Origin of the sequence: Thioalkalivibrio sp. ALE11 (assembly GCF_000381205.1) — a bacterium.
Lineage (GTDB): Bacteria > Pseudomonadota > Gammaproteobacteria > Ectothiorhodospirales > Ectothiorhodospiraceae > Thioalkalivibrio.
The window spans coordinates 144,870-170,322 of the sequence record NZ_KB906169.1; the positions used below are offsets into that span (position 1 = coordinate 144,870).

The 25,453-nt window shown below is 65.8% G+C and carries 36 protein-coding genes and 3 pseudogenes; 16 read left to right on the plus strand and 23 right to left on the minus strand.

Annotated elements, in window-relative coordinates:
• Positions 1–2: 2 nt before the first annotated feature.
• The 5 genes from urtC (at position 3) to F620_RS0108545 (ending at position 4,944) form a co-directional block, all read left to right on the plus strand.
• Positions 3–1,169, plus strand: coding sequence for an urea ABC transporter permease subunit UrtC (gene urtC / locus F620_RS0108525; RefSeq protein WP_026331374.1), 1,167 nt, complete (start codon positions 3–5; stop codon positions 1,167–1,169).
• Positions 1,166–1,912: an urea ABC transporter ATP-binding protein UrtD gene (gene urtD / locus F620_RS0108530; RefSeq protein WP_019570231.1), complete on the plus strand. Its 747-nt coding sequence runs from the start codon at positions 1,166–1,168 to the stop codon at positions 1,910–1,912. The genes urtC and urtD overlap by 4 nt, the downstream gene beginning before the upstream one ends.
• Positions 1,913–1,939: 27 nt before the next feature.
• Complete coding sequence (gene urtE / locus F620_RS0108535; protein WP_026331375.1) at positions 1,940–2,629, plus strand: urea ABC transporter ATP-binding subunit UrtE; 690 nt, start codon at positions 1,940–1,942, stop codon at positions 2,627–2,629.
• Positions 2,630–2,677: 48 nt separating this feature from the next.
• A complete protein-coding gene (locus F620_RS0108540) occupies positions 2,678–3,724 on the plus strand; it encodes an aliphatic amidase (RefSeq protein WP_018876588.1) in 1,047 nt (348 codons plus the stop codon).
• Between the two features lie 95 nt (positions 3,725–3,819).
• Positions 3,820–4,944: an AAA family ATPase gene (locus F620_RS0108545; protein WP_026331376.1), complete on the plus strand. Its 1,125-nt coding sequence runs from the start codon at positions 3,820–3,822 to the stop codon at positions 4,942–4,944.
• 131 nt (positions 4,945–5,075) lie between these two features.
• Here the strand turns inward: F620_RS0108545 and ureG are convergent, their stop codons facing one another.
• The 9 genes from ureG to speE all read right to left on the minus strand — a co-directional run bounded on the left by ureG (position 5,076) and on the right by speE (position 11,926).
• Positions 5,076–5,708: an urease accessory protein UreG gene (ureG, locus tag F620_RS0108550; RefSeq protein ID WP_019570234.1), complete on the minus strand. Its 633-nt coding sequence runs from the start codon at positions 5,706–5,708 to the stop codon at positions 5,076–5,078.
• A gap of 23 nt (positions 5,709–5,731) precedes the next feature.
• Complete coding sequence (locus F620_RS0108555) at positions 5,732–6,448, minus strand: urease accessory protein UreF (protein ID WP_026331377.1); 717 nt, start codon at positions 6,446–6,448, stop codon at positions 5,732–5,734.
• Positions 6,432–6,896, minus strand: coding sequence for an urease accessory protein UreE (ureE, locus tag F620_RS0108560; RefSeq protein ID WP_019570236.1), 465 nt, complete (start codon positions 6,894–6,896; stop codon positions 6,432–6,434). The genes F620_RS0108555 and ureE overlap by 17 nt, the downstream gene beginning before the upstream one ends.
• Positions 6,897–6,903: 7 nt before the next feature.
• Positions 6,904–8,610 (minus strand): urease subunit alpha, encoded by a 1,707-nt coding sequence (ureC, locus tag F620_RS0108565; RefSeq protein ID WP_019570237.1) that lies wholly within the window; start codon positions 8,608–8,610, stop codon positions 6,904–6,906.
• Positions 8,607–8,927 carry an urease subunit beta gene (locus F620_RS0108570; protein ID WP_019570238.1) on the minus strand — a complete coding sequence of 107 codons (321 nt, stop codon included), beginning with the start codon at positions 8,925–8,927 and terminating at the stop codon, positions 8,607–8,609. The genes ureC and F620_RS0108570 overlap by 4 nt, the downstream gene beginning before the upstream one ends.
• A gap of 13 nt (positions 8,928–8,940) precedes the next feature.
• Positions 8,941–9,243, minus strand: coding sequence for an urease subunit gamma (gene ureA, locus F620_RS0108575; RefSeq protein ID WP_018869210.1), 303 nt, complete (start codon positions 9,241–9,243; stop codon positions 8,941–8,943).
• Between the two features lie 14 nt (positions 9,244–9,257).
• Entirely contained in the window at positions 9,258–10,121 is an 864-nt protein-coding gene (locus F620_RS0108580; protein ID WP_026331378.1) for an urease accessory protein UreD, read from the minus strand.
• Positions 10,122–10,131: 10 nt separating this feature from the next.
• Complete coding sequence (locus tag F620_RS0108585; RefSeq protein ID WP_019570240.1) at positions 10,132–10,731, minus strand: HupE/UreJ family protein; 600 nt, start codon at positions 10,729–10,731, stop codon at positions 10,132–10,134.
• Positions 10,732–11,074: 343 nt separating this feature from the next.
• Positions 11,075–11,926 carry a polyamine aminopropyltransferase gene (speE, locus tag F620_RS0108590; RefSeq protein ID WP_019570241.1) on the minus strand — a complete coding sequence of 284 codons (852 nt, stop codon included), beginning with the start codon at positions 11,924–11,926 and terminating at the stop codon, positions 11,075–11,077.
• Between the two features lie 103 nt (positions 11,927–12,029).
• Here speE and speA point away from each other — a divergent pair, with 103 nt between their 5' ends.
• Positions 12,030–13,934, plus strand: a complete 1,905-nt coding sequence (gene speA / locus F620_RS0108595; RefSeq protein WP_019570242.1) for a biosynthetic arginine decarboxylase — start codon at positions 12,030–12,032, stop codon at positions 13,932–13,934.
• Between the two features lies 1 nt (position 13,935).
• Positions 13,936–14,205 carry a YcgL domain-containing protein gene (locus tag F620_RS0108600; protein ID WP_019021675.1) on the plus strand — a complete coding sequence of 90 codons (270 nt, stop codon included), beginning with the start codon at positions 13,936–13,938 and terminating at the stop codon, positions 14,203–14,205.
• 13 nt (positions 14,206–14,218) lie between these two features.
• Here the strand turns inward: F620_RS0108600 and F620_RS0108605 are convergent, their stop codons facing one another.
• From F620_RS0108605 to F620_RS0108625, 6 genes and pseudogenes are all read right to left on the minus strand, one after another.
• A complete protein-coding gene (locus F620_RS0108605; RefSeq protein ID WP_019570243.1) occupies positions 14,219–14,605 on the minus strand; it encodes a type II toxin-antitoxin system VapC family toxin in 387 nt (128 codons plus the stop codon).
• Positions 14,605–14,835, minus strand: coding sequence for a type II toxin-antitoxin system Phd/YefM family antitoxin (locus F620_RS0108610; protein WP_018946710.1), 231 nt, complete (start codon positions 14,833–14,835; stop codon positions 14,605–14,607). Before F620_RS0108610 ends, F620_RS0108605 begins: the two co-directional genes overlap by 1 nt.
• Before the next feature lie 51 nt (positions 14,836–14,886).
• Positions 14,887–15,257, minus strand: a pseudogene (locus F620_RS15485) (IS481 family transposase); the annotation flags it as partial.
• Positions 15,252–15,371: pseudogene (locus tag F620_RS15120) on the minus strand (IS1595 family transposase); the annotation flags it as partial. The pseudogenes F620_RS15485 and F620_RS15120, both read right to left, overlap by 6 nt.
• 71 nt (positions 15,372–15,442) lie before the next feature.
• Positions 15,443–15,877 carry a PIN domain-containing protein gene (locus F620_RS0108620; protein WP_019570244.1) on the minus strand — a complete coding sequence of 145 codons (435 nt, stop codon included), beginning with the start codon at positions 15,875–15,877 and terminating at the stop codon, positions 15,443–15,445.
• Entirely contained in the window at positions 15,867–16,097 is a 231-nt protein-coding gene (locus F620_RS0108625; RefSeq protein WP_019570245.1) for a CopG family ribbon-helix-helix protein, read from the minus strand. Before F620_RS0108625 ends, F620_RS0108620 begins: the two co-directional genes overlap by 11 nt.
• Before the next feature lie 277 nt (positions 16,098–16,374).
• On the opposite strand from F620_RS0108625, the gene typA reads away from it, so the two are divergent.
• Entirely contained in the window at positions 16,375–18,201 is a 1,827-nt protein-coding gene (gene typA / locus F620_RS0108630) for a translational GTPase TypA (protein WP_019570246.1), read from the plus strand.
• An 84-nt stretch (positions 18,202–18,285) separates the two neighbouring features.
• Positions 18,286–18,495: a hypothetical protein gene (locus F620_RS0108635; RefSeq protein ID WP_019570247.1), complete on the plus strand. Its 210-nt coding sequence runs from the start codon at positions 18,286–18,288 to the stop codon at positions 18,493–18,495.
• Between the two features lie 47 nt (positions 18,496–18,542).
• On the opposite strand, the gene F620_RS0108640 is transcribed toward F620_RS0108635, so the two are convergent.
• The 3 genes from F620_RS0108640 to F620_RS0108650 all read right to left on the minus strand — a co-directional run bounded on the left by F620_RS0108640 (position 18,543) and on the right by F620_RS0108650 (position 19,717).
• Positions 18,543–18,890 carry a DUF86 domain-containing protein gene (locus F620_RS0108640; protein ID WP_019570248.1) on the minus strand — a complete coding sequence of 116 codons (348 nt, stop codon included), beginning with the start codon at positions 18,888–18,890 and terminating at the stop codon, positions 18,543–18,545.
• Positions 18,880–19,191: a nucleotidyltransferase family protein gene (locus F620_RS0108645; RefSeq protein WP_026331380.1), complete on the minus strand. Its 312-nt coding sequence runs from the start codon at positions 19,189–19,191 to the stop codon at positions 18,880–18,882. Before F620_RS0108645 ends, F620_RS0108640 begins: the two co-directional genes overlap by 11 nt.
• 157 nt (positions 19,192–19,348) lie before the next feature.
• Positions 19,349–19,717 carry a hypothetical protein gene (locus F620_RS0108650; RefSeq protein ID WP_019570250.1) on the minus strand — a complete coding sequence of 123 codons (369 nt, stop codon included), beginning with the start codon at positions 19,715–19,717 and terminating at the stop codon, positions 19,349–19,351.
• Positions 19,718–19,802: 85 nt separating this feature from the next.
• Here F620_RS0108650 and F620_RS0108655 point away from each other — a divergent pair, with 85 nt between their 5' ends.
• A complete protein-coding gene (locus F620_RS0108655) occupies positions 19,803–20,009 on the plus strand; it encodes a hypothetical protein (RefSeq protein ID WP_018869220.1) in 207 nt (68 codons plus the stop codon).
• A 53-nt stretch (positions 20,010–20,062) separates the two neighbouring features.
• On the opposite strand, the gene F620_RS0108660 is transcribed toward F620_RS0108655, so the two are convergent.
• Together F620_RS0108660 and nadA are read right to left on the minus strand one after the other, a co-directional pair.
• Entirely contained in the window at positions 20,063–20,413 is a 351-nt protein-coding gene (locus F620_RS0108660) for a nucleotidyltransferase family protein (RefSeq protein WP_019570251.1), read from the minus strand.
• A 12-nt stretch (positions 20,414–20,425) separates the two neighbouring features.
• A complete protein-coding gene (gene nadA, locus F620_RS0108665) occupies positions 20,426–21,508 on the minus strand; it encodes a quinolinate synthase NadA (RefSeq protein WP_019570252.1) in 1,083 nt (360 codons plus the stop codon).
• Between the two features lie 72 nt (positions 21,509–21,580).
• Here nadA and F620_RS0108670 point away from each other — a divergent pair, with 72 nt between their 5' ends.
• From F620_RS0108670 to F620_RS0108695, 6 genes are all read left to right on the plus strand, one after another.
• Complete coding sequence (locus tag F620_RS0108670) at positions 21,581–22,012, plus strand: hypothetical protein (RefSeq protein ID WP_026331381.1); 432 nt, start codon at positions 21,581–21,583, stop codon at positions 22,010–22,012.
• A complete protein-coding gene (locus F620_RS0108675) occupies positions 22,009–22,551 on the plus strand; it encodes a redoxin domain-containing protein (RefSeq protein ID WP_018869224.1) in 543 nt (180 codons plus the stop codon). Before F620_RS0108670 ends, F620_RS0108675 begins: the two co-directional genes overlap by 4 nt.
• Before the next feature lie 113 nt (positions 22,552–22,664).
• Positions 22,665–22,910: a type II toxin-antitoxin system Phd/YefM family antitoxin gene (locus F620_RS0108680; protein WP_018869225.1), complete on the plus strand. Its 246-nt coding sequence runs from the start codon at positions 22,665–22,667 to the stop codon at positions 22,908–22,910.
• Positions 22,910–23,290 carry a type II toxin-antitoxin system VapC family toxin gene (locus F620_RS0108685; RefSeq protein WP_019570254.1) on the plus strand — a complete coding sequence of 127 codons (381 nt, stop codon included), beginning with the start codon at positions 22,910–22,912 and terminating at the stop codon, positions 23,288–23,290. Before F620_RS0108680 ends, F620_RS0108685 begins: the two co-directional genes overlap by 1 nt.
• A gap of 235 nt (positions 23,291–23,525) precedes the next feature.
• A complete protein-coding gene (locus tag F620_RS0108690; protein WP_026279434.1) occupies positions 23,526–23,777 on the plus strand; it encodes a type II toxin-antitoxin system Phd/YefM family antitoxin in 252 nt (83 codons plus the stop codon).
• Positions 23,774–24,028, plus strand: coding sequence for a Txe/YoeB family addiction module toxin (locus tag F620_RS0108695; protein WP_019570255.1), 255 nt, complete (start codon positions 23,774–23,776; stop codon positions 24,026–24,028). Before F620_RS0108690 ends, F620_RS0108695 begins: the two co-directional genes overlap by 4 nt.
• Positions 24,029–24,042: 14 nt before the next feature.
• Here F620_RS0108695 and F620_RS0108700 read toward each other — a convergent pair whose 3' ends face one another.
• From F620_RS0108700 to F620_RS0108705, 3 genes and pseudogenes are all read right to left on the minus strand, one after another.
• Positions 24,043–24,342: a HigA family addiction module antitoxin gene (locus F620_RS0108700; RefSeq protein WP_026300803.1), complete on the minus strand. Its 300-nt coding sequence runs from the start codon at positions 24,340–24,342 to the stop codon at positions 24,043–24,045.
• A 27-nt stretch (positions 24,343–24,369) separates the two neighbouring features.
• Positions 24,370–24,498: pseudogene (locus F620_RS14815) on the minus strand (type II toxin-antitoxin system RelE/ParE family toxin); the annotation flags it as partial.
• A gap of 7 nt (positions 24,499–24,505) precedes the next feature.
• On the minus strand, positions 24,506–25,372 hold the full coding sequence (locus F620_RS0108705; RefSeq protein ID WP_026331382.1) for a formylglycine-generating enzyme family protein: 867 nt from the start codon (positions 25,370–25,372) through the stop codon (positions 24,506–24,508).
• Positions 25,373–25,453 lie beyond the last annotated feature (81 nt).

Here is a 25,453-nt window from a genome sequence, read left to right on the forward strand (position 1 = left end):
AAATGAATAACGTATTGCAGATGTTACTGGGCAAGAAGGGCCTGCCAGGTCTGCTGATTCTGGCCTTCATCCTGCTGGTCGTGTTCCCGCTGACCATGGATGTGGATGGCTTGAATCTCACGGGGCGCTTCCTGGCCTTTGCCTTCGTCGCGGTCGGGCTGGTCCTGGCCTGGGGGTACGGCGGCCTGCTGAGCCTGGGCCAGGGGCTGTTCTTCGGGATCGGCGGGTACGCGATGGCGATGTACCTAAAGCTGGAGGCCTCAACGCCGGAGGCCACCGCTATCCAGACCACGCCGGGGATCCCGGATTTCATGGACTGGAACCAGATCACCTCGCTGCCCTGGTTCTGGGAACCCTTCCAGAGTCTGACCTTCACGGTGCTGGCGATCCTGACTCTGCCCGCGCTTTTTGCGGCCTTTATCGGTTTCGCTCTGTTCACCCGACGGGTCAGCGGGGTGTTCTTCGCGATCATCACCCAGGCCATCGTGACCATTGCCACTATCCTGGTGATCGGTCAGCAGGGCTACACCGGGGGTGTCAATGGCATCACCGACCTGCGGACGCTGAAGGGCTGGGATATCAATACGGACGAGGCGCTGGTTGTCTTCTACTTCGCCACGGTCGTGTTGCTGTTCGCGGTGATCGCGCTCGGGATGTGGGTGCTCTCCACCAAGTATGGCCGGATCCTGATGGCTACGCGTGACCAGGAGAATCGGATCCGCTACTCGGGGTACAGCGTCGCTTACTTCAAGATCTTTATCTTCGCCCTGGCCGGCTTCATGTCCGGTATTGGCGGGGCGATGTTCACCCTGCAGGTCGGCTTCATGTCCCCGAGCATCATCGGGATCATCCCGTCGATCGAGTTTGTGATCTTCGCCGCGGTGGGTGGGCGGCTGTCGCTGCTGGGCGCGGTGTATGGCTCGCTGCTGGTGGGTTACGCCCGAGTGACCTTCGCCGAGGCCTTTCCGCAGTTGTGGCTGTTCCTGATCGGTGCCGTGTTTATCGCGGTGGTGATGTTCGCGCCCTACGGTCTGGCGGGGCTGTACAACACCCATGTTCGCCCGCGTGTGGAGGCCTTCCTCGTGCGCATGGGCTGGCGCCCGGACACGCCCCCTTCCGACACCCCCCATGCCATTGATCCTCAGGCTGCTCAGGAGGCCCGCAAATGAAGACCCATACCCCCTTGTTGCTCGCCGTCGAGGATCTGACCGTCTCGTTTGACGGGTTCAAGGCGATCGAGGGCCTCAATTTCTATGTCGACGCCGGGGAGTTGCGGGTGGTCATCGGCCCCAACGGCGCCGGCAAGACCACGCTGCTGGATCTGATCTGCGGCAAGACCAAGCCCACCGAGGGTTCGATCAAGTTCCGGGACACCGAGCTGACCCGCCTGCGCGAACACCAGATCGTCTGGAAGGGAGTGGGCCGCAAGTTCCAGACGCCGTCGGTCTACGAGGGGCTGACGGTCTACGAGAACCTTGAGGTGTCGTATCCGGAGGGCAAGACCGTGTTCGGGGCGCTGTTCTTCAAGAATACCCCGAAGGTCGACCGCAAGATTCGCGAGACGGCCGAGGCCATCTTCCTCACCGACATGCTGGAGCGCCCCGCCTCGGAGTTGAGTCACGGGCAGAAGCAGTGGCTGGAGATCGGGATGTTGCTGATCCAGGACCCGGAGCTCCTGCTGCTGGACGAGCCAGTGGCGGGTATGAGCGTGCGCGAACGCGAGCTGACCGCCGACCTGCTCAACCGGATCACCGAGGGACGTTCGGTGATCGTCATCGAACACGACATGAACTTCGTCAAGCAGATCGCTCGGAAAGTCACCGTGATGCACCAGGGCAAGGTGCTGGCCGAAGGTGACATGGAAACGGTGCAGTCCGATCCCCGGGTGATCGAGGTCTACCTGGGCCACTGACGCAGATTCTGCAGAGGACAAAAAGACATGTTTCAAGTAACAGGATTGCGTTCCGGCTATGGGGAGGTCGGGGTCATCAAGGGGCTCGACATCTCGGTCGGGGACAACGAGACCCTGGCCGTCATGGGTCGCAATGGCATGGGCAAGACCACCCTGTTCAAGACCTTGATGGGCCTGATCCAGTCGAAAGACGGGCAGGTCAATCTGGATGGGCAGGATCTCTCCAGGATGCCGACCCACAAACGGGTCGCGGCTGGTCTGGCTTATGTCCCGCAGGGACGGATGATCTTCCCGGGCCTGACCGTGCAGGAAAATATCGCGACCGGTCTGGAGACCACGAAGAGCCGGCGTATTCCGTCCGACATCTTTGATCTGTTTCCGGTGCTGCACGAAATGCGGCACCGGAAGGGTGGGAACCTCTCCGGCGGGCAGCAGCAGCAGCTCGCGATCGCGCGGGCGCTGGTCTCCAACCCGAAGGTGCTGCTGCTGGACGAACCCACGGAAGGCATCCAGCCGTCGGTGATCAAGGACATCGCCAGCACCCTGAACGAGATCAGCCGCTCGCGCGAGATCACCATCGTGGTCTCCGAGCAGATCCTGAGTTTCACGATGGCGATTGCGGACCGCCTGCTGGTGATCGAGTCCGGCGAGATCGTGCACGAAACCGATCGCGCCAGTTGCGACGAACAGACCATCAGCGGGTACCTGTCGATCTGATCCGGCCCCGTGGGCCGGTACACCTATTAGCTAGAGGAGCAAACATCCATGCGACACGGCGATATTTCCAGCAGCCCCGATACCGTGGGCGTGGCGGTGGTGAACTACAAGATGCCCCGCCTTCACACCAAAGGCGAAGTCCTCGACAACGCGCAGAAGATTGCCGACATGATCCTGGGCATGAAGCAGGGTCTACCCGGCATGGATCTGGTCATCTTCCCCGAGTACAGCACCATGGGGATCATGTACGACCATGACGAGATGATGGAGACCGCTGCCACCATCCCGGGCGACGAGACCGAGATCTTCGCGGCGGCCTGCCGCAAGGCCAATGTCTGGGGGGTGTTCTCGCTGACCGGCGAGCGGCACGAGGAGCACCCGAACAAGGCGCCCTACAACACCCTGATCCTGATGAACAACAAGGGTGAAATCGTCCAGAAGTACCGCAAGTGCATCCCTTGGTGCCCGATCGAGGGCTGGTATCCAGGCGATCGCACCTACGTCTCCGAGGGCCCGAAGGGGCTGAAGCTCAGCCTGATCATCTGTGACGACGGCAACTATCCCGAGATCTGGCGCGACTGCGCGATGAAAGGCGCCGAACTGATCGTGCGCTGCCAGGGCTACATGTACCCCGCCAAGGAACAGCAGGTGAATATGTCCAAGTGCATGGCCTGGGCTAATAACACCTATGTGGCGGTCGCCAACGCGACCGGGTTCGACGGCGTCTACAGCTATTTCGGTCACTCTGCGGTCGTCGGGTTCGATGGGCGTACCCTGGGCGAGTGCGGCACCGAGGAGAACGGCATCCAGTATGCGCAGCTGTCGATCCCCGAGATCCGGGATGCGCGCGCCAACGATCAGTCGCAGAACCACCTGTTCAAGCTGCTGCATCGTGGTTACACCGGGATGCACGACTCGGGCGATGGCGACAAGGGTGTCGCGGATTGTCCGTTCGAGTTCTACCGCACCTGGGTCAACGACGCCGAAAAGGCCCGCGAGGACGTCGAAAAGATCACCCGCGACCAGGTCGGGGTTGCCAGTGCGCCAGTGCGCGATCTTCCCTACGCCGCAAAGACCAAAGAGACGGGATCGTAGTCGCAGGATTTCCCGCTTGTACAGGCGGTGTGATGGATGCCGGTCCTCCCCGAGGAGGACCGGTAATCTTTTGTATAGCCTGAAAGGCTGAGGTAATGCCATTTATTAACGACCGTCTTGCGGATACCGAACGCCGACGGATGGAGACAGAGCGCCGGATCGATGCGGGAAGGGATCGCAGCGGCGCCTCCGTGGCCACAGGAGAGGGCGGCGGGATCGAAAGCCGCTATCGCTTCGACGTGGACGCGATCATGTCTGCGATTCGCCGGGAGATCCTGGGCCAGGACGATGCCGTCGCGGCTGTCGAACGCATGCTCCGGATCGTGCGGGCCGATATCTCCGACCCGCACCGGCCGTTGCATACCGCGTTGTTCCTGGGCCCGACCGGGGTCGGCAAGACCGAAATCGTGCGCGCGCTCGCGCGGGCTCTGCACGGTGATGCCGAGGCCTTCTGCCGGGTCGACATGAACACCCTTTCTCAGGAGCACTATGCGGCGGCCCTGACCGGGGCCCCGCCGGGTTACGTCGGCAGCAAGGAGGGCACGACGCTGCTCGATCAGGAACGCATCGAGGGCAGCCTGCGCAAGCCCGGCATCGTCCTGTTCGATGAGCTGGAGAAGGCCTCCGACGAGGTCGTGGGGGCGTTGCTCAACGTGTTCGACAACGGGCTTCTGACTACGGCGTCAGGAGAACGTACCTACAGCTTCCGCAATACACTGGTGTTCATGACCAGCAACCTCGGTGCCCGCCGTCTGCAGAAGGACGCGGAGCGGCGCCAGGGCTGGCTCGGGCGCTGGTGGTCGCGCGGCCCACTGCGGGAGCGCCAGTACCGGCTGGTCGAGCGCGAACTGCTGGGCCGCTTCGCGCCGGAGTTCGTCAACCGCATCGACAGTATCTCGGTGTTTCAGTGGCTGGATGGCGATACCCTGAACGAGCTGGTGGACCTCGAGTTAGCGCGCCTGAATCGACGTCTGGAGAAACACCGGGTGGAACTGCGGCTGACCGAGTCGGTGCATCGCCAGGTGCGCGAGGCCGGATACGACCGCAAGTTCGGGGCCCGGGCCATGCGTCGCGCCATGCGCCATGTCGTCGAGGCCCCGCTAGCGGAATATCTGCTGATCACGCCCAATCCTGACTCAGAGCCACGGGTCCTGGAGGCGATGCCCGGCCGCGACACGGTCAGCTTTCGTCGCCTCGGCATCGCGCCCGCCAACGCGTAGGAGGCGAGCCCTCTCGCCGATCGGGCATTGCCAACTCCTCGCCGCTTGGGGGGCTGCGTGATCTAACCCCCCATAGAGACTGCCTCGCAGGCGAAGCGGAGCTGTCTCGTTTGGGCGCTGCGGGGCGCGCCTCAGCCGGCGCGGGCCGGGCGCTCCAGCATCCCGTGTTCGATAATGAAATCGGTGACCGCCTCCAGACCCTCCCCGGTCTTCAGGTTGGTGAACACGAACGGGCGATCCCCGCGCATGCGCCGGCTGTCGCGGTCCATCACCTCCAGCGATGCGCCGACGCCGTCGGCCAGGTCGATTTTGTTGATCACCAGCAGATCGGAGCGGGTCACGCCCGGCCCGCCCTTGCGCGGGATCTTGTCGCCGGCGCAGACGTCGATTACGTAGATCGTCAGGTCCGACAGTTCCGGGCTGAAGGTCGCGGAAAGGTTGTCACCGCCGCTCTCCACGAATACGACCTCCAGATCAGGAAAACGGATCCCCAGGTCGGCGAGCGCAGACAGGTTCATCGAGGCATCCTCGCGGATTGCGGTGTGTGGGCAGCCGCCCGTTTCCACGCCGACGATGCGCTCGGCCTCCAGGGCGTCGTGGCGGGTCAGAAACTCCGCGTCCTCGCGGGTGTAGATGTCGTTGGTGACCACGGCGATGCTGTAGGTGTCGCGCAGGCGCTGGCACAGGGCCTGCAGCAGGGCGGTCTTGCCGGAGCCGACCGGTCCGCCGATGCCAACGCGCAGTACGCGGGGATTCAGTGACATGGGGTTCTCCTGATGATGGGTTCCTAACTCCGGAACAGGCGTGAATACTGGGTTTCGTGTAGCGCGCTGGCAATCGCGACACCCGGGGCGGTGCCGCCGATCGCGTTGTCCTCGCGGGCGAGCCCGGCACGAGCCGCCGTGCCGATCGTCGAGGCCAGCTGGTAGAGCAGCCGCTGCCCGGCGGTTTGGCCCAGCGGGACCAGCTTGATGGCGGCCGCCACCTGGTTCTCGCACCAGGTCCAGAGGCAGGCCTCGGCGCCCTCCCCGATGGCGATATCCCAGCGCGCGAGCGCCAGCGCCAGCAGCGTGGCCCAGGTCGCCTCGGGATCGCGGGTCCAGGGCTCGGCTTCGGGCAGCTCCAGTTCGGTCAGCAGGCGCGCCAGCGCCTGACCCAGCTGGCGATCCTCGTCCCGCAGTTCGCGGGTCTCGCGACTGGCGCTCAGCCAGGCGCTCAGCCGGGCGACTGCGTCGAGGTCCTGGGTCTGCCATGCTTGGTGGAGGCGTTGCAGCATGGGGATGTCGACCCGACTCAGGGTGTGGTCGAGCTGGCCTTGCAGCCAGTCGGCGACCGCGGCCTCGTCTTGTACCCAGCCGGCCTCGATGGCCCATTCCAGTCCGCCGGAGTAGCTGTACGCACCGACCGGAAGCGCGGGGCTGAGGAGTTGCCAGAGCCGTCGCCGGGCCAGACCGGGGTCTGTCAGGCCCGGGTCCGTCAGGCCTAGATCAGTGCGAGTGGCCATGGCCGTGGCCACCGTGCGCATGGCCGTGCCCGTAGGCACCCGCCTCCGGCTCGAACGGGGCGTTTTCGAACATCGGATCGAGTCCGATGCCCCGCAGCATGTCGTCCAGCACGTGGTCGTGCAGGTAACGCAGCCGGCCCGGACCAATCTGCAGGGCAATATGGCGGTTGCCGAGGTGGTAGGCCGCCCGCGCGAGCAGCAGGGGGTCTTCGCAGTACACGGTGCTGACCGGTTCCGGTGCGGCACGCACCGTGACCCACTCGCCGCTTTCGGCGCGCAGGGCGGACCCGTCGCGCAGCATGCCGCCCCGCTCGAGGAATACGCCGACCTCGTCGCCGGTGTCGAGGGTGGCCCGGAAGCGGCTCTTCATCCGGGTCTCGACCGGCAGATGCAGGGTTCCGGTCACGGTGGTCGGGGCGCTCTCGGCGCGTTCGATCAGGCGAATCATGGGGACCTCAGAACAGGAAGTAACGCTGGCTCAGCGGCAGCTCGGTGGCGGGTTCGCAGGTCAGAAGCTCGCCGTCGGCACGGACCTCGTAGGTCTCCGGGTCCACCTCCATCTTCGGCAGCCAGTCGTTCAGCCGCATGTCCTGCTTGCCGATCTCGCGGCAGCCGCGGACCGCGACCAGCCTTCGCTCCAGACCCAGCTGGTCGCCGATCCCGGCGGTCAGGGCGGCCTGCGAGACGAAGCTGACGGAGGTGCCGGTCATGGCCGGGCCGTAGCTGCCGAACATCGGCCGGTAATGCACCGGCTGTGGCGTGGGGATGGAGGCGTTGGGGTCGCCCATCGGGGCCGAGGCGATCATCCCGCCCTTGATGATCAGCGCCGGCTTGACGCCGAAAAAGGCCGGATCCCACAGGACCAGGTCGGCCAGTTTGCCGGGTTCGACGGAGCCCACTTCGTGGGCCATGCCGTGCGCCAGAGCGGGATTGATGGTGTATTTGGCGACATAGCGACGTGCGCGGAAGTTGTCGTGCTCGGCCGGGTCGCCGGCCAGCGAGCCGCGCTGGCTCTTCATCTTGTGGGCGGTCTGCCAGGTCCGCAGGATGACCTCGCCCACGCGTCCCATCGCCTGCGAGTCCGAGGCGATCACCGAGAACGCACCGAGGTCATGCAGGATGTCCTCCGCGGCAATGGTCTCGCGCCGGATCCGGCTCTCGGCGAACGCGACGTCTTCCGCGATCTGCGGATCCAGGTGGTGGCACACCATCAGCATGTCCAGGTGTTCGTCGATGGTGTTCACCGTGAACGGCCGCGTGGGATTGGTGCTGGACGGCAGGACGTGGGCTTCGCCGCAGGCCCTGATGATGTCCGGGGCGTGGCCGCCGCCGGCGCCCTCGGTGTGATAGGTGTGGATGGTGCGTCCCTTGAACGCCGCCAGGGTGTCTTCGACAAAGCCGGATTCGTTCAGGGTGTCGGTATGGATGCAGATCTGGATGTCGTGCGCGTCGGCGACGGACAGGGCGCAGTCGATCGAGGCCGGGGTGGTGCCCCAGTCCTCGTGCAGCTTCAGGCCCAGGGCCCCCGCCTCGACCTGCGCGTGCAGGGCGCCGGGTTCGCTGGCGTTCCCCTTGCCCAGAAAGCCCAGGTTCATCGGGAATGCCTCGGCGGCCTTCAGCATCTGCTGGATGTGCCAGGGTCCGGGGGTGCAGGTGGTGGCGTTGGTTCCGGTGGCGGGTCCGGTCCCGCCACCCACCATGGTGGTGATGCCGGAGGTCAGGGCCTCTTCGATCTGCTGCGGACAGATGAAGTGGATATGGGCATCGATGCCACCGGCGGTCAGGATCCGGCCCTCGCCGGCGATGACCTCGGTTCCCGGACCGATCACGATGTCGACGCCCGGCTGGGTATCCGGGTTGCCGGCCTTGCCCACCGCGTGGATCCGGCCCTGCTTCAGGCCGACATCGGCTTTGACCACGCCCCAGTAGTCGAGGATGACCGCGTTGGTGATCACGGTGTCCACCACGGCTTCGTCGTGCCGCTGGCTCTGGCCCATGCCGTCGCGGATCACCTTGCCGCCGCCGAACTTGACCTCGTCGCCGTAGACGGTCCAGTCGCGCTCCACCTGGATCAGCAGCGCGGTGTCGCCGAGGCGCAGGCGGTCACCGGTGGTGGGGCCGAACATCTCGGCATAGGCGCGGCGGGGAATGGTCTGGCTCATTGCGCATCTCCGTCCAGCGGGCCACCGATGCGGCCCTGGAATCCGAACACCCGGCGCTCCCCGGCGTAGGCCACCAGCTGCACGCTGCGGGTCTGGCCCGGTTCAAAACGCACGGCCGTTCCCGCCGGTATGTCCAGGCGGAAGCCTCGCGCGCGCTCGCGGTCGAAGCGCAGGGCGTTGTTGGTCTCGAAGAAGTGATAGTGAGAACCGACCTGGACGGGCCGGTCGCCGCTGTTGGCCACCTCCAGGGTGACGGTCTCGCGGCCGGCGTTCAGGGTGATGTCGCCGTCCGCGGGCAGGAGTTCACCGGGGATCATCGGGCACTTCCTCTTAACGGATGGGTTCGTGAACGGTGACCAGCTTGACCCCGTCCGGGAAGGTCGCCTCGACCTGTACCTCCGGGATCATCTCCGGGACGCCTTCGAGTACGTCGTCACGGGTCAGCACCTCGCCGCCCAGGCTCATCAGCTCCGCGACCGAACGGCCGTCGCGGGCCCCCTCGAGGATGGCGGCCGAGATCAGCGCCATGGCCTCCGGGTAGTTGAGCTTCAGCCCGCGCGCCTGGCGGCGTTCCGCCAGCAGGGCGGCCGTGAACAGCAGCAGCTTGTCTTTCTCGCGTGGGGTCAGTTCCATGGATCTTCCGGTGGTCAGGTGTTCCAGATACGGGGGGTGCACGGGGGCCGCCCGATGACCGGCTCGCGCAGGAAGGCCCAGGCCCGCTGCAGCAGCGCGCGCACGGTCTCCGCGCCATGGCCCAGACAACGCAGGAACAGGACATCCCCGATTCGTGAGATGCCCAGGCGCAGGGCGTCGGGCGTTCCGAGATGCTCGCGCAGTGCCGGTTCGAGTCCCTCGGGAACCGGGGTGGCCACCAGCTGGCCCACCACGGGGAAGCCGTCGAGGCCCCAGGGACGGCTCAGCAGCGGATCGCCGTGGACCAGGTCGAGGCGGTCATGTACCAGCGGTCGGCCGTCGCGCTCGATCCACAGATCCTGGGTGCACGCTCCGCCCTCGTAGTGGTCGCCGTGCGCCGGGCGTCCCAGGCACAGGACATCCCAGGTGCACAGGCACGCGCCGGGTCCCAGACGGAAGTGGTTGTGCAGCGTCACGCGGGAGCGACCGTGCAGGATGGTTTCCGTCGGCAGGAACTCCAGACTCGCGTCGGGCCCCACCGTGAAGCTTTGTTCCTGGCGGGCGCTGTCCGCCCGCGTCCGGTAGAACTTGGCCGCGGCAGGGGTGGTGAGCAGAGCCCGGCTGCCGGCGTCCAGCTCCGCTTCCAGCTGCAGGCGATCGCCGCCGGCGACGCCCCCCGGGGGATGGATCACGTAGCAGTGGCAGACGTCGCCTTCGGGGAAGAAGCTTCGCTGCACCAGCAGAGGGCCCTCGTGACGACGGCGGGCCAGCCGGGTCCGTCCGCCACGCGAGGCGAAGCCCAGCTCCAGGCGCCCGAGCCATCCGTCCCGGGTCTCCGGGACGGTCTCGGTGGCGCCGGCCAGTTCCACGGGGGTGATGTCCACGCCGCTAGACCACCAGCAACAGATAGACGCTGGTGGCAACCATGGCCCCTCCGGCCGCCTGTCCCACCGGACGCTCGAGATCCGTATCGCGTATCCGGGAGGCGGCCAGTGCACCGGCGGTCAGCAGCAGGGCGCTGGCCAGCAGGAAGCCGGCGGCGAATCTCAGTGCGGACAGGTCGGCCGCCATTTCGGCACCGTGGGCGAAGCCGTGCAGCGCGGCGAAGCCGGCCGCGATCGCGGCGGTCACCACCAGCGGGAGACGCGTGCCCAGAAAGACCAGTACGCCGGTCAGCAAAAGCGAGGCGAGGATGCCGAATTCGACGGTCGGCAGCGGGCCTTGCGCCACGCCCAGGGCGAAGGCGAGCGCCAGAGTGGCAAGTACCGCCGCGCCGGCGGTCAGGGTGCCCGGGAGTCGCTGTGAGCGGGCCATCCAGAACCCGATTCCGAGCAGGACCAGCAGGTGATCGAGGCCGGTGAACGGGTGCAGAAATCCCGCAGCGAAGCCCGCATGTTCGTGGGCGTGGTGCCCGTGGTGGGGATGGGCCAGCGCCATCACGGGCGCAAGAAACAGAACAACGAATGCGATGCAGCGTCGATGCAGCATGGTTCTCCTCGCTTGAATCTCGGTGCGGCGCGCAGGAATGCGCCGGCAGTAATCCGAGTAAGCAGGAGCCATGCCATGGTCGCCCCGAAAGCGTTGCGGAGCGTGGTGCCGGGCCAGGGAGCGCCGGTCTGCGGAGCTAATGTTTCGTCGTGGTGCAGCCCGTTTCGGGGGGCATGCATCAAGATGGATCAGGCTGCCCTGAAAGTGTGCGAGCGCGGGAGGTTTCGAGGCGGTGTCTGCTGATGCCGGGCGGATGCCGGAAGGCGTGCAGAGGCGTTACTCCCGGCTGAAGCCGCCACCCCGCGCCGGCCCGGCGCCGGGGTGGCGGACCGGCGCGGCCGGATCAGGCGAACAGCTTGCGGCGGAAGAATTCCGGGGTGGCGCCGGCGGCGCGGTGGATGGCCGCGTTGTAGTAGTGCGTGACGAACGGGATCTCCTCGGCGGCTTCCTCGCGCAGGAAGGCGACCGGGGCGTCCTTGGAGGCGATGGTGCAGGTCCACCAGCCGGAGGGGTAGGTGGGCTGCGGGAAGTGCATGGTCAGGGCGTCGATGAAACCCGCCATGCGCATACTGTCGTGCATCGGCCGCAGGATGCTGTCGGTATGCAGCAGCGGGGATTCGCTCTGCTGCACCAGCAGGCCATCGGAGCCCAGCGCCTTCACGCAGTCGCGGTAGAAATCCGCGGAGAACAGCCCTTCGGCCGGGCCGACCGGGTCGGTGGAGTCGACGATGATCACGTCGATGGAGCCGGGGTCCGCGTCCTTGATGAACTGGATGCCGTCATCGAACAGGAGTTCGGCGCGCGGGTCGTCGTTGGCGTCGCACAGCTCGGGGAAGTACTGCTCGGACAGGCGGGTCACGCGTTCGTCGATATCCACCTGCGTGGCCTTTTCCACCTCGTCGTGCTTGAGTACCTCGCGCAGGGTGCCGCAGTCGCCGCCGCCGATGATCACCACGTTCCTCGGTGCGTTGTGCGAATACAGGACCGGATGCGACATCATTTCGTGGTAGATGAAGTTGTCGCGGCCGGTGAGCATCACGAAGCCGTCGATCACCATCAGGTTGCCGAAGCCGGTGGTCTCGAAGATCTCGATCTTCTGATAGGGCGTCTGCTCCTCGTGGAGCTTTTTCGTGATGCGCAGGGACATCGCGATGTCCTTGTCGGGTTCGCTGAACCAGTGGTCGTCGAGTGCCATCGGGCGGGCTCCCCTTGTGCATGGGTGAACGGTAGGATGCGCCGCCATGATAGTGCCCTGTATCCTGCGGGCAACTCCGACCTTCCCCAACCGCGGAACCGCCATGTCAGCCACGTCCTGGACCCTGGATGATGCGCGCCGTACCTACGGCATCGATCACTGGAACGGGGACTTCTTCGAGGTCAATACGTCCGGGCATGTCTGCATGCGCCGTCCGGACTGGCCGGAACACCCCGGCGTGGATCTGCACGCGCTGGCCTGCCGCCTGCGCGAGGAGCACGTGGGCCCGCCGGTGCTGGTGCGCTTTCAGGACGTGCTCGACGGTCGCGTGCGGCGCCTGTCACGCGCCTTCGCCCGGGCGGCCGAGGAGCTGGATTACCACGGCGACTTCACCGCGATCTATCCGATCAAGGTCAACCAGCAGCGTTCGGTGGTCGAGCGCATCCTCGCCGCCGGCGATCACGCGGATGCCGAAGGCCACCGGCCGCAGGTGGGTCTGGAGGCCGGCTCCAAGCCGGAGCTGATCGCGGTGCTGGCGCAGTCGCGCCCCGGGTCGGTCATCATCTGCAACGGCTACAAGGACCGCGAATACGTGCGCCTGGCCCTGATCGGGCGGCAGCTTGGCCACCGGGTGTACATCGTGATCGAGAAGCCCTCGGAGCTCGAGGAGGTGATCCGCCAGGCCGAAGCCATGGACGTTTCGCCGCTGCTGGGGCTGCGCGTGCGCCTGGCGTCCATCGGCAAGGGCAAGTGGCAGAATACCGGCGGCGAGAAGGCCAAGTTCGGCCTGTCCGCCGCGGACGTGCTGGCGATCCTCGAGCGCCTGCGCGGGCTCGACTGGCTCGACCGCCTGCAGCTGCTGCATTTCCACATGGGGTCGCAGATCGCCAATATCCGCGACATCCAGAACGGCATGGGCGAGGCGGCCAGCTACTTCGCCGCGCTGCACGAGGCCGGGGCCGGCATCCGCGTGGTCGACGTGGGCGGCGGCCTGGGCATCGACTACGAGGGCTCGCGCTCGCGCAACGAGTGCTCCATCAACTACTCGGTGGAGGAATACGCCCTCAACATCCTGCGCCCGCTCAGCCGCATCTGCCACGAGCACGACCTGCCGATGCCCGAGGTGTTCAGCGAGTCCGGGCGTGCCCTGACCGCGCATCACGCGGTGCTGATCACCAACGTGATCGACTGCGAACCGGCCCCCGGGGACGGCCCCGTGCCGCCGCCGGCCGCCGACGAGCCGCCCGAGATCGCGACCCTGCGGGCGCTGCTGGAGGACAGCGTGCGTCCGCCGTCCGAGGTCTTCCACGACGCCGCCTGGCATCTGGCCGAGGTGCAGGCGCAGTTCGCCCGCGGCCTGCTTTCGCTGGCCGACCGCGCCCGCGCCGAGGCGCTGTACTTCGCCCTGTGCCAGCGACTGCTGGTGGACCCGGATGCCCTGCCGGCCGAGATCCATGCCGAGCTGACCGACAAGCTGGCGGACAAGGTCTTCTGCAACTTCTCCGTGTTCCAGTCCATCCCCGACACCTGGGCGATCGACCAGATCTTCCCCATCATGCCGCTGCACCGGCTGGATCAGGCGCCCACGCGCCGTGCGGTGCTGCAGGACCTGACCTGCGACTCCGACGGCCACGTGGAGTACTACGTGGAGCGCGAAGGCACCCACACCACGCTGGCCCTGCACGAGTGGGAGCCCGCACGGCCGTATTATCTGGGGATCTTCCTGGTGGGGGCCTATCAGGAGATCCTGGGCGATCTGCACAACCTGTTCGGCGACACCGACACGGTCAACGTCGAGCTCACCGCCGACGGCGGCTACCGTCTGGTCGACCCCGAACGCGGCGACACCGTGGACGAACTGCTGTCCTACGTGCACTTCGCCCCCGACGACCTGCGCCGCGCGTTCCGCGCCCGCATCGACGCCGCCGGCCTGCGCGGCGAGGCGGCCGGGCGGCTGCTGGCGGAACTGGAACACGGCCTGACCGGCTACACCTATCTGGAGGACTGAAATGCAGTGCTACGTCTATCGCGCCACGCGGCGCGCCGACACCTATGTCTATCTGCCGGAGAAGGACGATTTCTCCGATCTGCCCGACACCCTGATGAAGGCCCTGGGCAGCCTCGAATTCGCGCTGGAGTTCGAGCTGACCCCCGACCGCACCCTGGCGCAGGAAGACCCGCAGAAGGTCCTCGCCAACCTGCAGGACCAGGGCTTCCACCTGCAGGTCCCGCCGCCGGACGACAAGCTCGACCCGTGGCAGGGCGGGGTGTCGGGCTGATCGGAGCGGACGCTTACCAGAGGCAGCGGATCGGGAATGTCTGCAGGGCCGGGTCCGCGGTGACCAGCGGGACCTGTTCCAGTTCGGCCTGAGCTGCGAGGACCCGGTCGAACGGGTCCCGGTGTTCCTGGGGGTAGGACCCGGCATGGATGGCCTGTCGGTAATTCACGGCCAGATGCGAGAACCCGTCGGCGGTGATCAGCTCATCGAAGTCGCGGAGCACCCTCGCCCCGATCGCGAGCTTGCCCAGACGGCACTTGGTCGCGATCTCCCAGGCGCTGGCCGCACTCACCAGCACCGTGTGTGTTTCGTCCTGGATGGTATTTCTGGCAGTGGTGGAGAGTTTCGGGTCGTCGGTCATCCACCACAAGAGGGCGTGCGTATCCAGCAGGACTCGCATCACTCTTCCCATGCCCGAAGTTCTTCCTCGGGCAGGGGCTCGAAGAAGGATTCCTCCACACGGCCCTGAACCCTGCCGGGCTGCCGTTTCTGCGGTGTGCCCTCCAGCGGGACCAGCCGTGCATAGGGGCGCCCGGCGCGCGACAGGATGATCTCCTCGCCGTCGTGTGCCCTTTTCAGCAGACGCGATAAATGAGTTTTCGCTTCATGCACGTTCACGGTGGTGGTCATCAAGGCACCTGTGCGACCTGGTCATCTCGTTAGTCTAGGCGAGGGGGGCGGTCACGACAACGCAACGCCAGGGACTGCTGTCGGGTCCCGGCTGGTTGGATACATGTCAGGTTCCGGCTGGTTGTAGACACGTTTTCGAAATAAATCGGGGCGTTCCTGTTGCCAGGCCTTGAGGGTCTCCACCGGCGTTCGGTGCCCCAGCGCCTTCTGCCCGATCTGATGGTTGTACAGGCGCTGGTAGTCCCGGAAGGTGTCTTGCAGATGCGCCCCCGAGTCGAAGCGCACAGCCGGTCGAACGGGTGGCCCCCGGTGGGCTCGCGTTCCCCGGTGGCCGCAAAGCGGTCCGTGAACTCCTTGCCGTTGTCCGTGACCACGTGCATGACATGGAACGGTGCCCGTTTGATCAGCTTCTTGAGAAAGCCGTCCGGCCAGCGCACCTGCTCCAGCGCCGTCTCGCACTGAGCCTCCGTGCCGTAACGCGCCATGAACGTCGGTAACGACAGACCCTGCTGAAACTGGACCCGATTCTGCGCCATGATGCCGTCCTCCGCAGGATGTGGACCTCCAGCGTCCGTCCGGAGGCTGTCTCAGTGAGCCTGGCGGAGTCTCATTGATAATCAGGGTGCAGTAAGGGATTTTCCACGCGGATGCCCTCGATGATCTGGGAATGGTTCAGGTCTTCCGACAGCAGGACCGTCGCACCGCCCTGGCAAGCGGTCGCCACAATCATCGAGTCCCAGAAGGACAGGCGATTCCGCTCCTGGATTTCGGAGGCCCGCAGCACGGCCTTTGTATCCGGGCACTCCACCTGCCACGCTCGGTAGGCCTCGATCATGCGGCGTGCCTCCCCGGGCGGGAGAGGATCCGCGACCTTGCGGGTCACGTTGACGTAGAACTCCTGCAGCACCTGGATGCTGATGATCGCCCCGCCCGTATCCCAGAGCTGACGGATGACTTGCTCGGCGCGGTCGTGTCGATCGCCCGCATCCAGGTCATGCGCGTAGAGCAGGATGTTGGTATCGACGAAGACCTTATCGCTCATGCAGGGCGTCCCGATCCGGGCGACCGCCACCGAAGCGGTACCCCCTGTCGAGAGCGGCCAGGGCCTCGCGCCTGGAGCGCTCATAACGGTCGGACCGTTCCACGATGTGTTCCAGTTCCTCGGTCAGCAGCCGGCTGACCGAAGTCGAACGACGAGCGGCGATAACCTTCAGTTCGGTCAATACCTGCTTGTCGAGAGACAGGGTGATGTTCTGCTTCATGCTGAAGTCTCCTTGGGTCACGTAAATACGTGTAGCACCAAATCTACGTGTCTTCAACGGAGCTCAACGTGGTGCCGGCGATCGGCTCGGTGCGCCGGGCTGGCTGGCCTTGCAGACGGGGAGCGGCGGTTCGGGGCTGCGGGGCAGGGATGCTCTTCCGGGAGCAGGGTGGGCTGGGAGAGAAGGAGCCTGCGTGCAAAACGCGGGAGTGGCAGCGCGGGCGCGAATAAATCTGTATAGTGACGGCCCTTTTGCCAGTACCCAGAGTTCGTATTCCATGACCGAGAAGCTTCGCAACATCGCCATCATCGCCCACGTCGACCATGGCAAGACCACGCTGGTCGACCAGCTCCTGCGCCAGTCCGGCACCCTCGACGAACGTGGCGACCACGGCGAGCGGGTCATGGATTCCAACGCCCTGGAGCAGGAACGCGGGATCACCATCCTGTCGAAGAACACCGCCATCAAGTGGCAGGACTACCGCATCAACATCGTCGACACCCCCGGACACGCCGACTTCGGTGGCGAGGTCGAACGCGTGCTGTCGATGGTCGACTCCGTGCTGCTGCTGGTGGACGCGGTGGACGGCCCCATGCCGCAGACCCGCTTTGTGACCCAGAAGGCCTTCGCGATGGGCTTCAAGCCGATCGTGGTGGTCAACAAGGTCGACCGCCCGGGGGCGCGTCCGGACTGGGCCGTGGATCAGGTCTTCGACCTGTTCGATCGCCTCGGGGCCAGCGACGAGCAGCTGGACTTCCCGATCGTCTACGCCTCGGCGCTCAACGGCTTCGCCGGCATGGACTCGGACGTGACCGACGGCGACATGACCTGCCTGCTGGAGACCATCGTCGAGCACGTGTCGCCGCCGGACGTGGACGCCGACGGCCCGTTCCAGATGCAGGTCTCCTCGCTGGACTACAACTCCTATCAGGGCCTGATCGGCGTCGGCCGGGTGAAGCGCGGGCGCATCACCCCGAACACCCAGGTCAAGGTGATCGACCGCGAAGGCGGCGTGCGCAACGGCCGCATGCTGCAGATCATGGGCTTCCACGGGCTGGACCGGGTGGATGTCAGCGAGGCCAACGCCGGCGACATCATCACCTTCACCGGCATGGACAAGCTGTTCATCTCCGACACCCTGTGCGACCCGAGCCATGTCGAGGCCCTGCCGGCCCTGACCGTGGACGAGCCCACGGTGAGCATGACCTTCCAGGTGAACACCTCCCCGCTGGCCGGCAAGGATGGCAAGTACGTCACCTCCCGCGTGATTCGCGAGCGCCTCGAAGAAGAGCTCAAGCACAACGTCGCCCTGCGCGTGGAAGATACCGAGGACCCCGACAAGTTCCGCGTCTCCGGCCGTGGCGAGCTGCACCTGGGCATCCTCATCGAGAACATGCGCCGCGAGGGCTACGAGCTGGGCGTCTCGCGCCCCGAGGTGGTCATCCGCGAGGTCGACGGGGTCAAGCAGGAGCCCTACGAGACCGTGACCGTGGACATCGAGGAAGAGCACCAGGGCACGGTGATGGAGAAGCTGGGCGAACGCCGCGGCGAACTCACCAACATGATGCCGGACGGCAAGGGCCGGGTGCGCCTGGACTACACCATTCCCTCGCGCGGGCTGATCGGCTTCCAGACCGAGTTCATGACCGCGACCTCGGGCACCGGCATCCTGCACCACGTGTTCGACCACTACGGGCCGTTGTCCACGACCGGTTCGGTGGCCTCGCGCCAGAACGGCGTGTTGATCGCCAACGGTCCCGGCAAGGCCATCGGCTTCGCCCTGTTCAACCTGCAGGACCGCGGCAAGCTGTTCATCGGCCCCGGCGAGGAGGTCTACGAGGGCATGGTCATCGGCCTGCACGCGCGTGAGAACGACCTGGTCGTGAACGCCCTCAAGGCCAAACAGCTCACCAACGTGCGCGCCGCCGGCACCGACGAGAACATCCAGCTGACCCCGCCGGTGCGCATGACGCTGGAGCAGGCGATCGAGTTCATCGATGACGACGAACTCGTCGAGGTGACCCCGAGCGCCATCCGCATCCGCAAGAAGCTCCTGCTGGAGCACGAGCGCAAAAAGGCCTCGCGCGCCGCCGCCAACGCCTGACGCCCGTCCCCGCCCCGGCGCCCGCCGGGGCGGAGTGCTACCTCGAGCCTTGACGTGTACGCGATATTGGCACGGAGGTGCAGGATGTATGCGATTGAGTTCGAGGCTGATATTCGGGATGGGGTCGTCAGGATTCCGGATGAGTATGCGCGTCTGAACAATACGCATGCCCGGGTGGTCGTGCTGGTCGACGACGGTGGCGCGAAGGATGCCGATGTACAGGCTTTCTCCGAGCACTCCGCCAGTATGATCCATGAATGGCGCGAGCCCGCCGAGGACGACGTGTGGACTTGAAGGTTGGCGATGTCGTCCGTTGAACCTGACGGCCGCCATTGAAGGTCTCATCCGTCCAGTTGCCGCAGTAAGCTGTCCAGTTCCCGGGCCATGACCGGGACGTCGGTGGTGGCGGTATTCCAGATAATACGGTCGTCGATCTTCGCATAACCGTGGATCAGCAGGTTTCGCAGATCCACGGCGGCCCTCAATTGCGGGATCTGTCGAGCCACTTCGGGATTGGCTTTTTCCAGCTGGCCCAGCGCCTCGCCCAGAATCTCCAGCTGTCGCTCAACGGCGGAACGCATCAGATCGCTGGCAACGTAGTCCTCTTCATTTGCGTCCTTCACGAATTCCGCCACGCGTCGGGCGGCTTCACGCGCATCCCACAGGTAAGCCCGCGGATCACGCCGCATGGACCGCTTCCCGAGATTTTTCAATATCCGCGAGGACGTACGGATTGGTCACGCTTTCCGGCATCACCAGGTCCACGGGCCGCCCAAGGATATCGCTCAACTCGCTGCGCAGGGCGAGGAATTGCTCCAGAGAGCATTCGGTCTGGTCCGGACCGAATTCCACCAGGAAATCCACGTCCGAACATTGAGGGTCGAAATCATCCCCACGGGCTGCAGACCCGAAAACCTCCAGCCGCGATACACCGAAGTCGCGGCATACCGATTTGAGCGCTTTACGATGTTGCTGGATCAATGGATGCATGCCCGAGCCTCCTGTCCTCCTACGATACGACAGTCACGCCCGGGGCGCAGCCACAAGGCGTTGCCCGCCCGAACGCATATGCTGCCGCAGTGCGGCACTCCCCACGGCCAGACCGGCTAGGGCCTCACGCCATGTTGAGGTGTTATTGCGGTTCGGGCTAGTCTTCGGAGTCCATGCGGGCGAGCATGCGCATGCCGCCGGCCATGCAGGTCAGTGCCGAGCGGGCAGAGTCGTCGAATGTGGTCGGGGCGTCCTGCAGCACGTCGGCCGGCGGAAGGTTCCAGTACTTCGGGCGGCAGCCGGGCGGGCGACCGGCCGGCATGGCCTCCGCGGCCTCGGCGTCCACCGCCACCAGCAGGTCCGCCCACTCCAGGTCCTCGCGCGCGAGTTCGCCCATGGCCGGGCGCGGGCGCACCTCCAGCCATTCGGCCACGTCCCTGTCCTGCGCGGCCAGTTCGGCCACGCGATCGGCGCGGCCGTCATCCCCGGCGGCGGCCACCAGCAGCCGCGCCCGGCGCTTAAACATCTCCGCTCCCCTGCGGGTTCATTTGGCGACGGCCCGCGCGGGGCCGCAGGATGCCGGGATCATCATTCATCGCGGAGAACCTCTGATGGCCGAATTCGACTGGTCGCAGTATGCCCTGAGCGAGCTGAAGCTGGTGTATACCACGCTGCATGCCCAGCTGACCCTGCAGCCGGAGCTGATGGACTCGAAACTGATGGAAGACCTGCAGGCCCACCTCCAGCAGGCAGCGAAGGCCGACGGCGTGGACGCCTCCACCCACTCCCAGTGGGCCGCCTGGCTCAACGATCGCTGACGGGGAACTACTCAAGCCCAATCACGGGATGCCATGCCCGAGAGGGTGACGATTCAGACATGAATGGCCTCGCGTTCCACATACGGCCGTAGTTCGGGGCGCAGGGCTCGTTCGGTTACCAGGTCTACAGGGCGTCCGAGCAGGTCCTCGAGGTAGAACTGCAGCCCGAAATACTGTTGTGCTGAGGCTGGGTCGGGGAAATCGACGAGGATGTCGATGTCGCTTTCATGGGCGGCTTCGTTTCGGGCGAGCGAGCCAAACAGCGCGAGCTCTCGTACGCCAAACTCGCGGATCAGTATGGCGCGATGTGCCCGGAGTGTCGCCAGGACCCGGTCACGTTCAAGTGGCGATGATGCGAGGGGCTGTCCCGCAAGCGTTGTACCGGTCGCATGAGGCGGCATCATCCCGATTCCCGGTCAGGCGTCGCCGGCGGTGGCCTTGCGGTGCTCGGCGGCGAAGTCGAGCATGCGCTGCGTTGCGGTCAGGGCCTTCAGGCGGGCGTCCTCGTCGATGAAGATCTCGTTGGTGGCCGGTTCGGCGGTGTCTTCCAGCGTATTGGCCAGCGAGACCAGATCGTTCATCGCCATCCACGGACAGTGGGCGCAGCTGGTGCAGGTCGCGCTCTCGCCGCCGGTGGGGGCCTCGATCAAGGTCTTGTCCGGGGCCGCCTCGCGCATCTTGTAGAAGATGCCCTTGTCGGTCGCCACGATGAACTCCGGCTCGTCGCGGTCCTTCACCGCGGCGATCAGCTGGCTGGTGGAGCCCACCACATCGGCCTGATGGATCACCTCGCGCGGCGACTCCGGGTGCACCAGCACGGCGGCGTCCGGATGACGGCTGCGCAGGTCTTCCAGCGCCCACGAGCGGAACTCGTCGTGCACCACGCAGGAGCCGTCCCACAGCACCATGTCGGCGCCGGTGGTGCGGCGGATGTAGTCCCCCAGGTGCTTGTCGGGCGCCCACAGGACCTTCTTCCCCTGATCGCGCAGGTGTTCCGCCAGCGGCACCGCGATGCTGGAGGTGACCACGTAGTCGGCCTGCGCCTTCACGTCCACCGAGGTGTTCGAATACACCACCACGGTGTGGTCCGGGTGCTGCGCGCGGAACTTCGCGAACTCGTCGGCCGGGCAGCCCAGGTCCAGCGAGCACTCGGCCTCCAGCGTGGGCATCAGCACGCGCTTTTCCGGGCTGAGGATCTTGGCCGTCTCGCCCATGAAACGCACCCCGGCCACCACCAGCGTGCTCGCCGGATGGTCCTTGCCGAAGCGCGCCATCTCCAGCGAATCCGCCACGCAGCCGCCGGTTTCGTCGGCCAGGCGCTGCAGCGATTCGTCCACGTAGTAATGCGCCACCAGCACCGCATCGCGCTCGCGCAGCAGGCGCTTGATGCGTTCCACCAGCTCCGCGCGCTCGGCCTCGCCGAGGTGATGCAGCCCGGCGGTCACGTGCGCCGTGGACGGCACGTGGAACAGCGGTTGGTCGGCCACCGGTGCGTTCATGGGAATCCTCGCCGTCATTACAGTCTGCTTATAATACGACAGCCCCCTTTCCGGTGTCGTTCCGGCCCTGTCATGACCGAGCTTGAGCAACAGTATCGACAACTCTCTTTCGACCAGCGCATGGAGATGGCGCTGGCCGCCGACCTCGACTCGTGCTGGCGCCCGTTTCTGGTGCGCGACCAGCATGCCCAGGTCAAGGCGTATTTCTCCCGCCGTCTCGATCTGCAGCCCGACGAAGTGGCCCTGCTGCTGGCGGACCCCAACCAGACCGTGCGCCTGAACTGCGCCAAGCGGCCCGACCTCACGCCGGAGCAGGTGGCCGCCTGCGTGAACGACCGCGACCCCAACCTGCGCTACTTCGTGGCCCGCAACCCGCTGCTGAGCGAAGACCAGCGGGAACAACTGATGGACGACGAGGACGAACTGGTACGCATTGCCGTGCGCAAGGGCCCCAAGCAGCGCGGCACCCGCGCCCGACCCGGCCAGGCCGAGATGATCCGTTGACCGATACCCAGCCCGAAAAACCCGAACGCCCGAAACCCACCGCGCGCCGCCGTGCGCTCGGCTGGGGCATCCAGATCGCCATCGCGCTGGCCATCTTCCTTTTGGTGCGCGCATGGATGGCCCGCGACATGGTGGAAGGCCCGGCCCCCGAGTTCGAGGCCGAACTGCTCGACGGCTCGCCCGTGGCACTCGCCGACTACGTGGGCGACGAACCCGTGCTGCTGCATTTCTGGGCCAGCTGGTGCGCCATCTGCCGGCTGGAGGAAGGCGAGATCGTACGCCTGTCGGACAGCCATCCGGTACTGACCGTCGCCATGCAGTCCGGTGAACGAGAGGAAGTCATCGCGCACCTCAACGAACGCGAGCGCGAACTGGCCACCATCAACGACCCGCAGGGCCAGCTCGCCGCCCGCTACGGCGTCCAGGGCGTCCCCGCCAGCTTCATCATCAACACCGACGGCGACGTCGTCTTCCGCAAGCAGGGCTACGCCCCGCCGCTGGAACTGCGCTTCCGCCTCTGGCTCGCCCGCTGGCTCTGATGGTGCAGCCCCGGGCGGCCTGTTCCACCCGCAGCTCATGGGGCGCGGGCCTTGGGATTTGGGCAGTACAGGCCCAAGAGTTACACTGAAAAGTGTAACTCCGGGAGGCAAAGATGGAAGCCACCACCAAGGACATGCGGCTCCACAGCCGCGAACTCCTCGCCGCGATCGATCGCGGAGAGGAGATCGTGATCACCTATCATGGCCGCAAGCGGGCGCGTCTGGTCCCCTTCACCCTCCGCGAGGAAAACGGGCAAGAAGAGGGGGCTCGCAATCCGTTGTTCGGACTCTGGGGTGACCGGACCGGATCGGTAGACGACCAGGTTCGGCGGATGCGCCAACCGAGGGCGTTCGACTGATGCTGGTGGACACGGACGTCCTGATCTGGAACCTGCGCGGGAACCGGAAAGCGGGGGACTGGCTCGACAGTTCGCCCGGATTCGCGGTGTCTGCGGTGACGTACATGGAGCTGGTCCAGGGCCTGCGGAACCAGGTCGAATTCCGGATGCTTCGGCAGGCCATGGGCTACTGGGATGCCACGATTCATCCCGTCAGCGAAGCGATTTCGACTCGTGCCACCTTCCTGGTCGAGACGTATGCGCTCAGCCACAACATGCAAATGGCCGATGCCCTGGTTGCCGCAACGGCCACCCAGCTTGGCCTGCCTCTGGTCACGGCCAACGATCGCCACTATCGCCACATCGAAGGCCTCGAAATCCATCTGTTCCGACCGGAATAAGGTCTCACTCATGCCGTCTTCGGCCAGAGGACGGGCCCCGCGGCCGGGGGTGCCTTGTAGGAGCGCAGCCCCCTGCGCGATCCGGTGCTCATTGGTGTCCATCTCGCCCACGTTGCGACGCCGGCGCGCGGTGTCAGCTGGCTACCAGGCGTTCTCCGGGAGGGATGCTTGTCATTGCTGGAGAATACGTACAGTATTGCGTACATGTACAGGTTCAATGACGGCGAGGTATACCATGGATGCCATTAGCTACACGGCGGCCCGGAGTCAGCTGGCCAGGACGATGGAGAAGGTCTGCGAGGACCATTCGGCCGTCATCATTACCCGGAGCAAGGCTCCATCCGTGGTGATGATGTCGCTGGAAGACTATGAAGCCCTGCAGGAGACCTCGTACCTGCTCCGTGCCCCCGAGAACGCCCGCCGGCTTCTTGAATCCGTGGTCGAACTGGAACGCGGGGGAGGTCTGGAGAAGGACATCGAGGAATGAAGCTGCTCTTCTCCGAGCATGCGTGGGAAGACTATCTCTACTGGCAGCGCCACGAGCGGAAGACCGTCAAGCGCATCAATGAGCTCATTCGCGCCATTCAGCGCGACCCCTTCGAAGGCATTGGCAAACCCGAACCGCTCAGGTACGGCCTTTCAGGCTACTGGTCCCGCCGAATCTCCACCGAACATCGGATCGTCTACAAGATCGATGAAGACACTGTGCTCATCGCACAGCTCCGTTACCACTACTGACCCGAACGATCGCCTCAGGCCGCTCGCGGTTCGATCTCGCGGCGCACCCGCTCGGCAAGTTCGAGCTGTGCCTGCCTGAGTTCGAATTCCAGCTGGAGATTCAGCCAGAAACGTTCGGACGTTCCGAAATAGCGTGCCAGCCTCATGGCCGTGTCGGCGGAGATGCCGCGTTGCTCGCGCACGATGTCATTCATGCGCGTTGTCGGCACATGCAGGGCACCGGCAAGGGCGTTCACGCTCATGCCCAGCGGTGCCAGATATTCCTCGCGCAGGATCTCGCCCGGATGGACGGGCCGCATACCGTTTGAACTCATGCCGTCGCTCCTCCCGAAGCCTTTTGCTCAGTGGTAGTCGACGATCTCCACATCTTCGACACCCTCGTTCGTCCACCGAAAACAGATCCGCCACTGCGCGTTGATCCGGATACTGTGTTGCCCCGCCCGGTTCCCCGACAGAGACTCCAGCCGGTTACGGGCGCTAGCTCTCCAGCTCCCGCAGCACGCGAAATCCCAGGTTGGTGTCCATCTCGTCCACGTTGCGGCGCCGGCGGGCGGCGCTGCGCGTGAGCACCGCCGGGTCGAACCACGAGCCGCCCTTGGTCACCAGCCACTCGTTGTCCGGCTCCGGCCCGTAGACCCCGTCGCGTGGCAGGCTCGCGTGGCCGTCGTGCCAGGGCGTCGCGGTGAACTCCTGCACGTTCCCGTGCATGTCGTACAGCCCCCACAGGTTCGGCTGAAAACTGCCCACATCCAGCGGCCGGTTCAGCGGAAAGCACGCCGGGATATACCACTTGCGCCGCTGGCGCCGCTCCTCGTACGGGAACAGCGAATTGAAATGCACGTCGCGGCAGCCCACCACCTCGCCGAACGCGAACGGCGTGGTCGTCCCCGCGCGGCAGGCATGTTCCCACTCGGCCTCGGTCGGCAGGCGGTAACGCTGCCCGGTCTCCTCGCTCAGCCACTCCAGATACTTGCGCACTCCCGCCGGCTTGATGTTGAACATCGGCGTGCGCGGCGTCTTCGGGCGCACCAGCCAGTCCCAGCGCTCGTGCCCGGTGGCCTCCTCGAAGGCCAGCCACTCCTCCAGCGTGACCGTAAAACGCCCCAGCGCGAACGGCCGCTCCAGCGTCACCAGCCGCCGCGGGCCCTCGTGCTCCTGGCGGCCGAACTCCCGCGCATCGGAACCGATTTCGAGCTCTCCTGGCGGGATCACCACCAGCTCCGGCGTGGGCACGCCCGACCGGGCCTCGTCGCGGAAAACCGTGTCCCGGCGCGCCTCCCGCGCGGCCTGCTGCTGCAGCTCCAGCAACTGCGCCTGATCCATCTGCTGAACGTTCTTCGCCATCATCCCTCCGGGTGACTCCACGGCTCTACCCAATAAGGCAGCGCTCGGGGTGCCGGGTTCCCGCGCACCCGCCGGGCCCGC

Coding starts and splice junctions, on each gene's coding strand:
- urtC (WP_026331374.1), top strand. CDS start 3: ATGAATAACGTATTGCAGATGTTACTGGGCAAGAAGGGCCTGCCAGGT.
- urtD (WP_019570231.1), top strand. CDS start 1,166: ATGAAGACCCATACCCCCTTGTTGCTCGCCGTCGAGGATCTGACCGTC.
- urtE (WP_026331375.1), top strand. CDS start 1,940: ATGTTTCAAGTAACAGGATTGCGTTCCGGCTATGGGGAGGTCGGGGTC.
- F620_RS0108540 (WP_018876588.1), top strand. CDS start 2,678: ATGCGACACGGCGATATTTCCAGCAGCCCCGATACCGTGGGCGTGGCG.
- F620_RS0108545 (WP_026331376.1), top strand. CDS start 3,820: ATGCCATTTATTAACGACCGTCTTGCGGATACCGAACGCCGACGGATG.
- ureG (WP_019570234.1), bottom strand. CDS start 5,708: ATGTCACTGAATCCCCGCGTACTGCGCGTTGGCATCGGCGGACCGGTC.
- F620_RS0108555 (WP_026331377.1), bottom strand. CDS start 6,448: ATGGCCACTCGCACTGATCTAGGCCTGACGGACCCGGGCCTGACAGAC.
- ureE (WP_019570236.1), bottom strand. CDS start 6,896: ATGATTCGCCTGATCGAACGCGCCGAGAGCGCCCCGACCACCGTGACC.
- ureC (WP_019570237.1), bottom strand. CDS start 8,610: ATGAGCCAGACCATTCCCCGCCGCGCCTATGCCGAGATGTTCGGCCCC.
- F620_RS0108570 (WP_019570238.1), bottom strand. CDS start 8,927: ATGATCCCCGGTGAACTCCTGCCCGCGGACGGCGACATCACCCTGAAC.
- ureA (WP_018869210.1), bottom strand. CDS start 9,243: ATGGAACTGACCCCACGCGAGAAAGACAAGCTGCTGCTGTTCACGGCC.
- F620_RS0108585 (WP_019570240.1), bottom strand. CDS start 10,731: ATGCTGCATCGACGCTGCATCGCATTCGTTGTTCTGTTTCTTGCGCCC.
- speE (WP_019570241.1), bottom strand. CDS start 11,926: ATGGCACTCGACGACCACTGGTTCAGCGAACCCGACAAGGACATCGCG.
- speA (WP_019570242.1), top strand. CDS start 12,030: ATGTCAGCCACGTCCTGGACCCTGGATGATGCGCGCCGTACCTACGGC.
- F620_RS0108600 (WP_019021675.1), top strand. CDS start 13,936: ATGCAGTGCTACGTCTATCGCGCCACGCGGCGCGCCGACACCTATGTC.
- F620_RS0108605 (WP_019570243.1), bottom strand. CDS start 14,605: ATGCGAGTCCTGCTGGATACGCACGCCCTCTTGTGGTGGATGACCGAC.
- F620_RS0108610 (WP_018946710.1), bottom strand. CDS start 14,835: ATGACCACCACCGTGAACGTGCATGAAGCGAAAACTCATTTATCGCGT.
- F620_RS0108620 (WP_019570244.1), bottom strand. CDS start 15,877: ATGAGCGATAAGGTCTTCGTCGATACCAACATCCTGCTCTACGCGCAT.
- F620_RS0108625 (WP_019570245.1), bottom strand. CDS start 16,097: ATGAAGCAGAACATCACCCTGTCTCTCGACAAGCAGGTATTGACCGAA.
- typA (WP_019570246.1), top strand. CDS start 16,375: ATGACCGAGAAGCTTCGCAACATCGCCATCATCGCCCACGTCGACCAT.
- F620_RS0108635 (WP_019570247.1), top strand. CDS start 18,286: ATGTATGCGATTGAGTTCGAGGCTGATATTCGGGATGGGGTCGTCAGG.
- F620_RS0108640 (WP_019570248.1), bottom strand. CDS start 18,890: ATGCGGCGTGATCCGCGGGCTTACCTGTGGGATGCGCGTGAAGCCGCC.
- F620_RS0108645 (WP_026331380.1), bottom strand. CDS start 19,191: ATGCATCCATTGATCCAGCAACATCGTAAAGCGCTCAAATCGGTATGC.
- F620_RS0108650 (WP_019570250.1), bottom strand. CDS start 19,717: ATGTTTAAGCGCCGGGCGCGGCTGCTGGTGGCCGCCGCCGGGGATGAC.
- F620_RS0108655 (WP_018869220.1), top strand. CDS start 19,803: ATGGCCGAATTCGACTGGTCGCAGTATGCCCTGAGCGAGCTGAAGCTG.
- F620_RS0108660 (WP_019570251.1), bottom strand. CDS start 20,413: ATGATGCCGCCTCATGCGACCGGTACAACGCTTGCGGGACAGCCCCTC.
- nadA (WP_019570252.1), bottom strand. CDS start 21,508: ATGAACGCACCGGTGGCCGACCAACCGCTGTTCCACGTGCCGTCCACG.
- F620_RS0108670 (WP_026331381.1), top strand. CDS start 21,581: ATGACCGAGCTTGAGCAACAGTATCGACAACTCTCTTTCGACCAGCGC.
- F620_RS0108680 (WP_018869225.1), top strand. CDS start 22,665: ATGGAAGCCACCACCAAGGACATGCGGCTCCACAGCCGCGAACTCCTC.
- F620_RS0108685 (WP_019570254.1), top strand. CDS start 22,910: ATGCTGGTGGACACGGACGTCCTGATCTGGAACCTGCGCGGGAACCGG.
- F620_RS0108690 (WP_026279434.1), top strand. CDS start 23,526: ATGGATGCCATTAGCTACACGGCGGCCCGGAGTCAGCTGGCCAGGACG.
- F620_RS0108695 (WP_019570255.1), top strand. CDS start 23,774: ATGAAGCTGCTCTTCTCCGAGCATGCGTGGGAAGACTATCTCTACTGG.
- F620_RS0108700 (WP_026300803.1), bottom strand. CDS start 24,342: ATGAGTTCAAACGGTATGCGGCCCGTCCATCCGGGCGAGATCCTGCGC.
- F620_RS0108705 (WP_026331382.1), bottom strand. CDS start 25,372: ATGGCGAAGAACGTTCAGCAGATGGATCAGGCGCAGTTGCTGGAGCTG.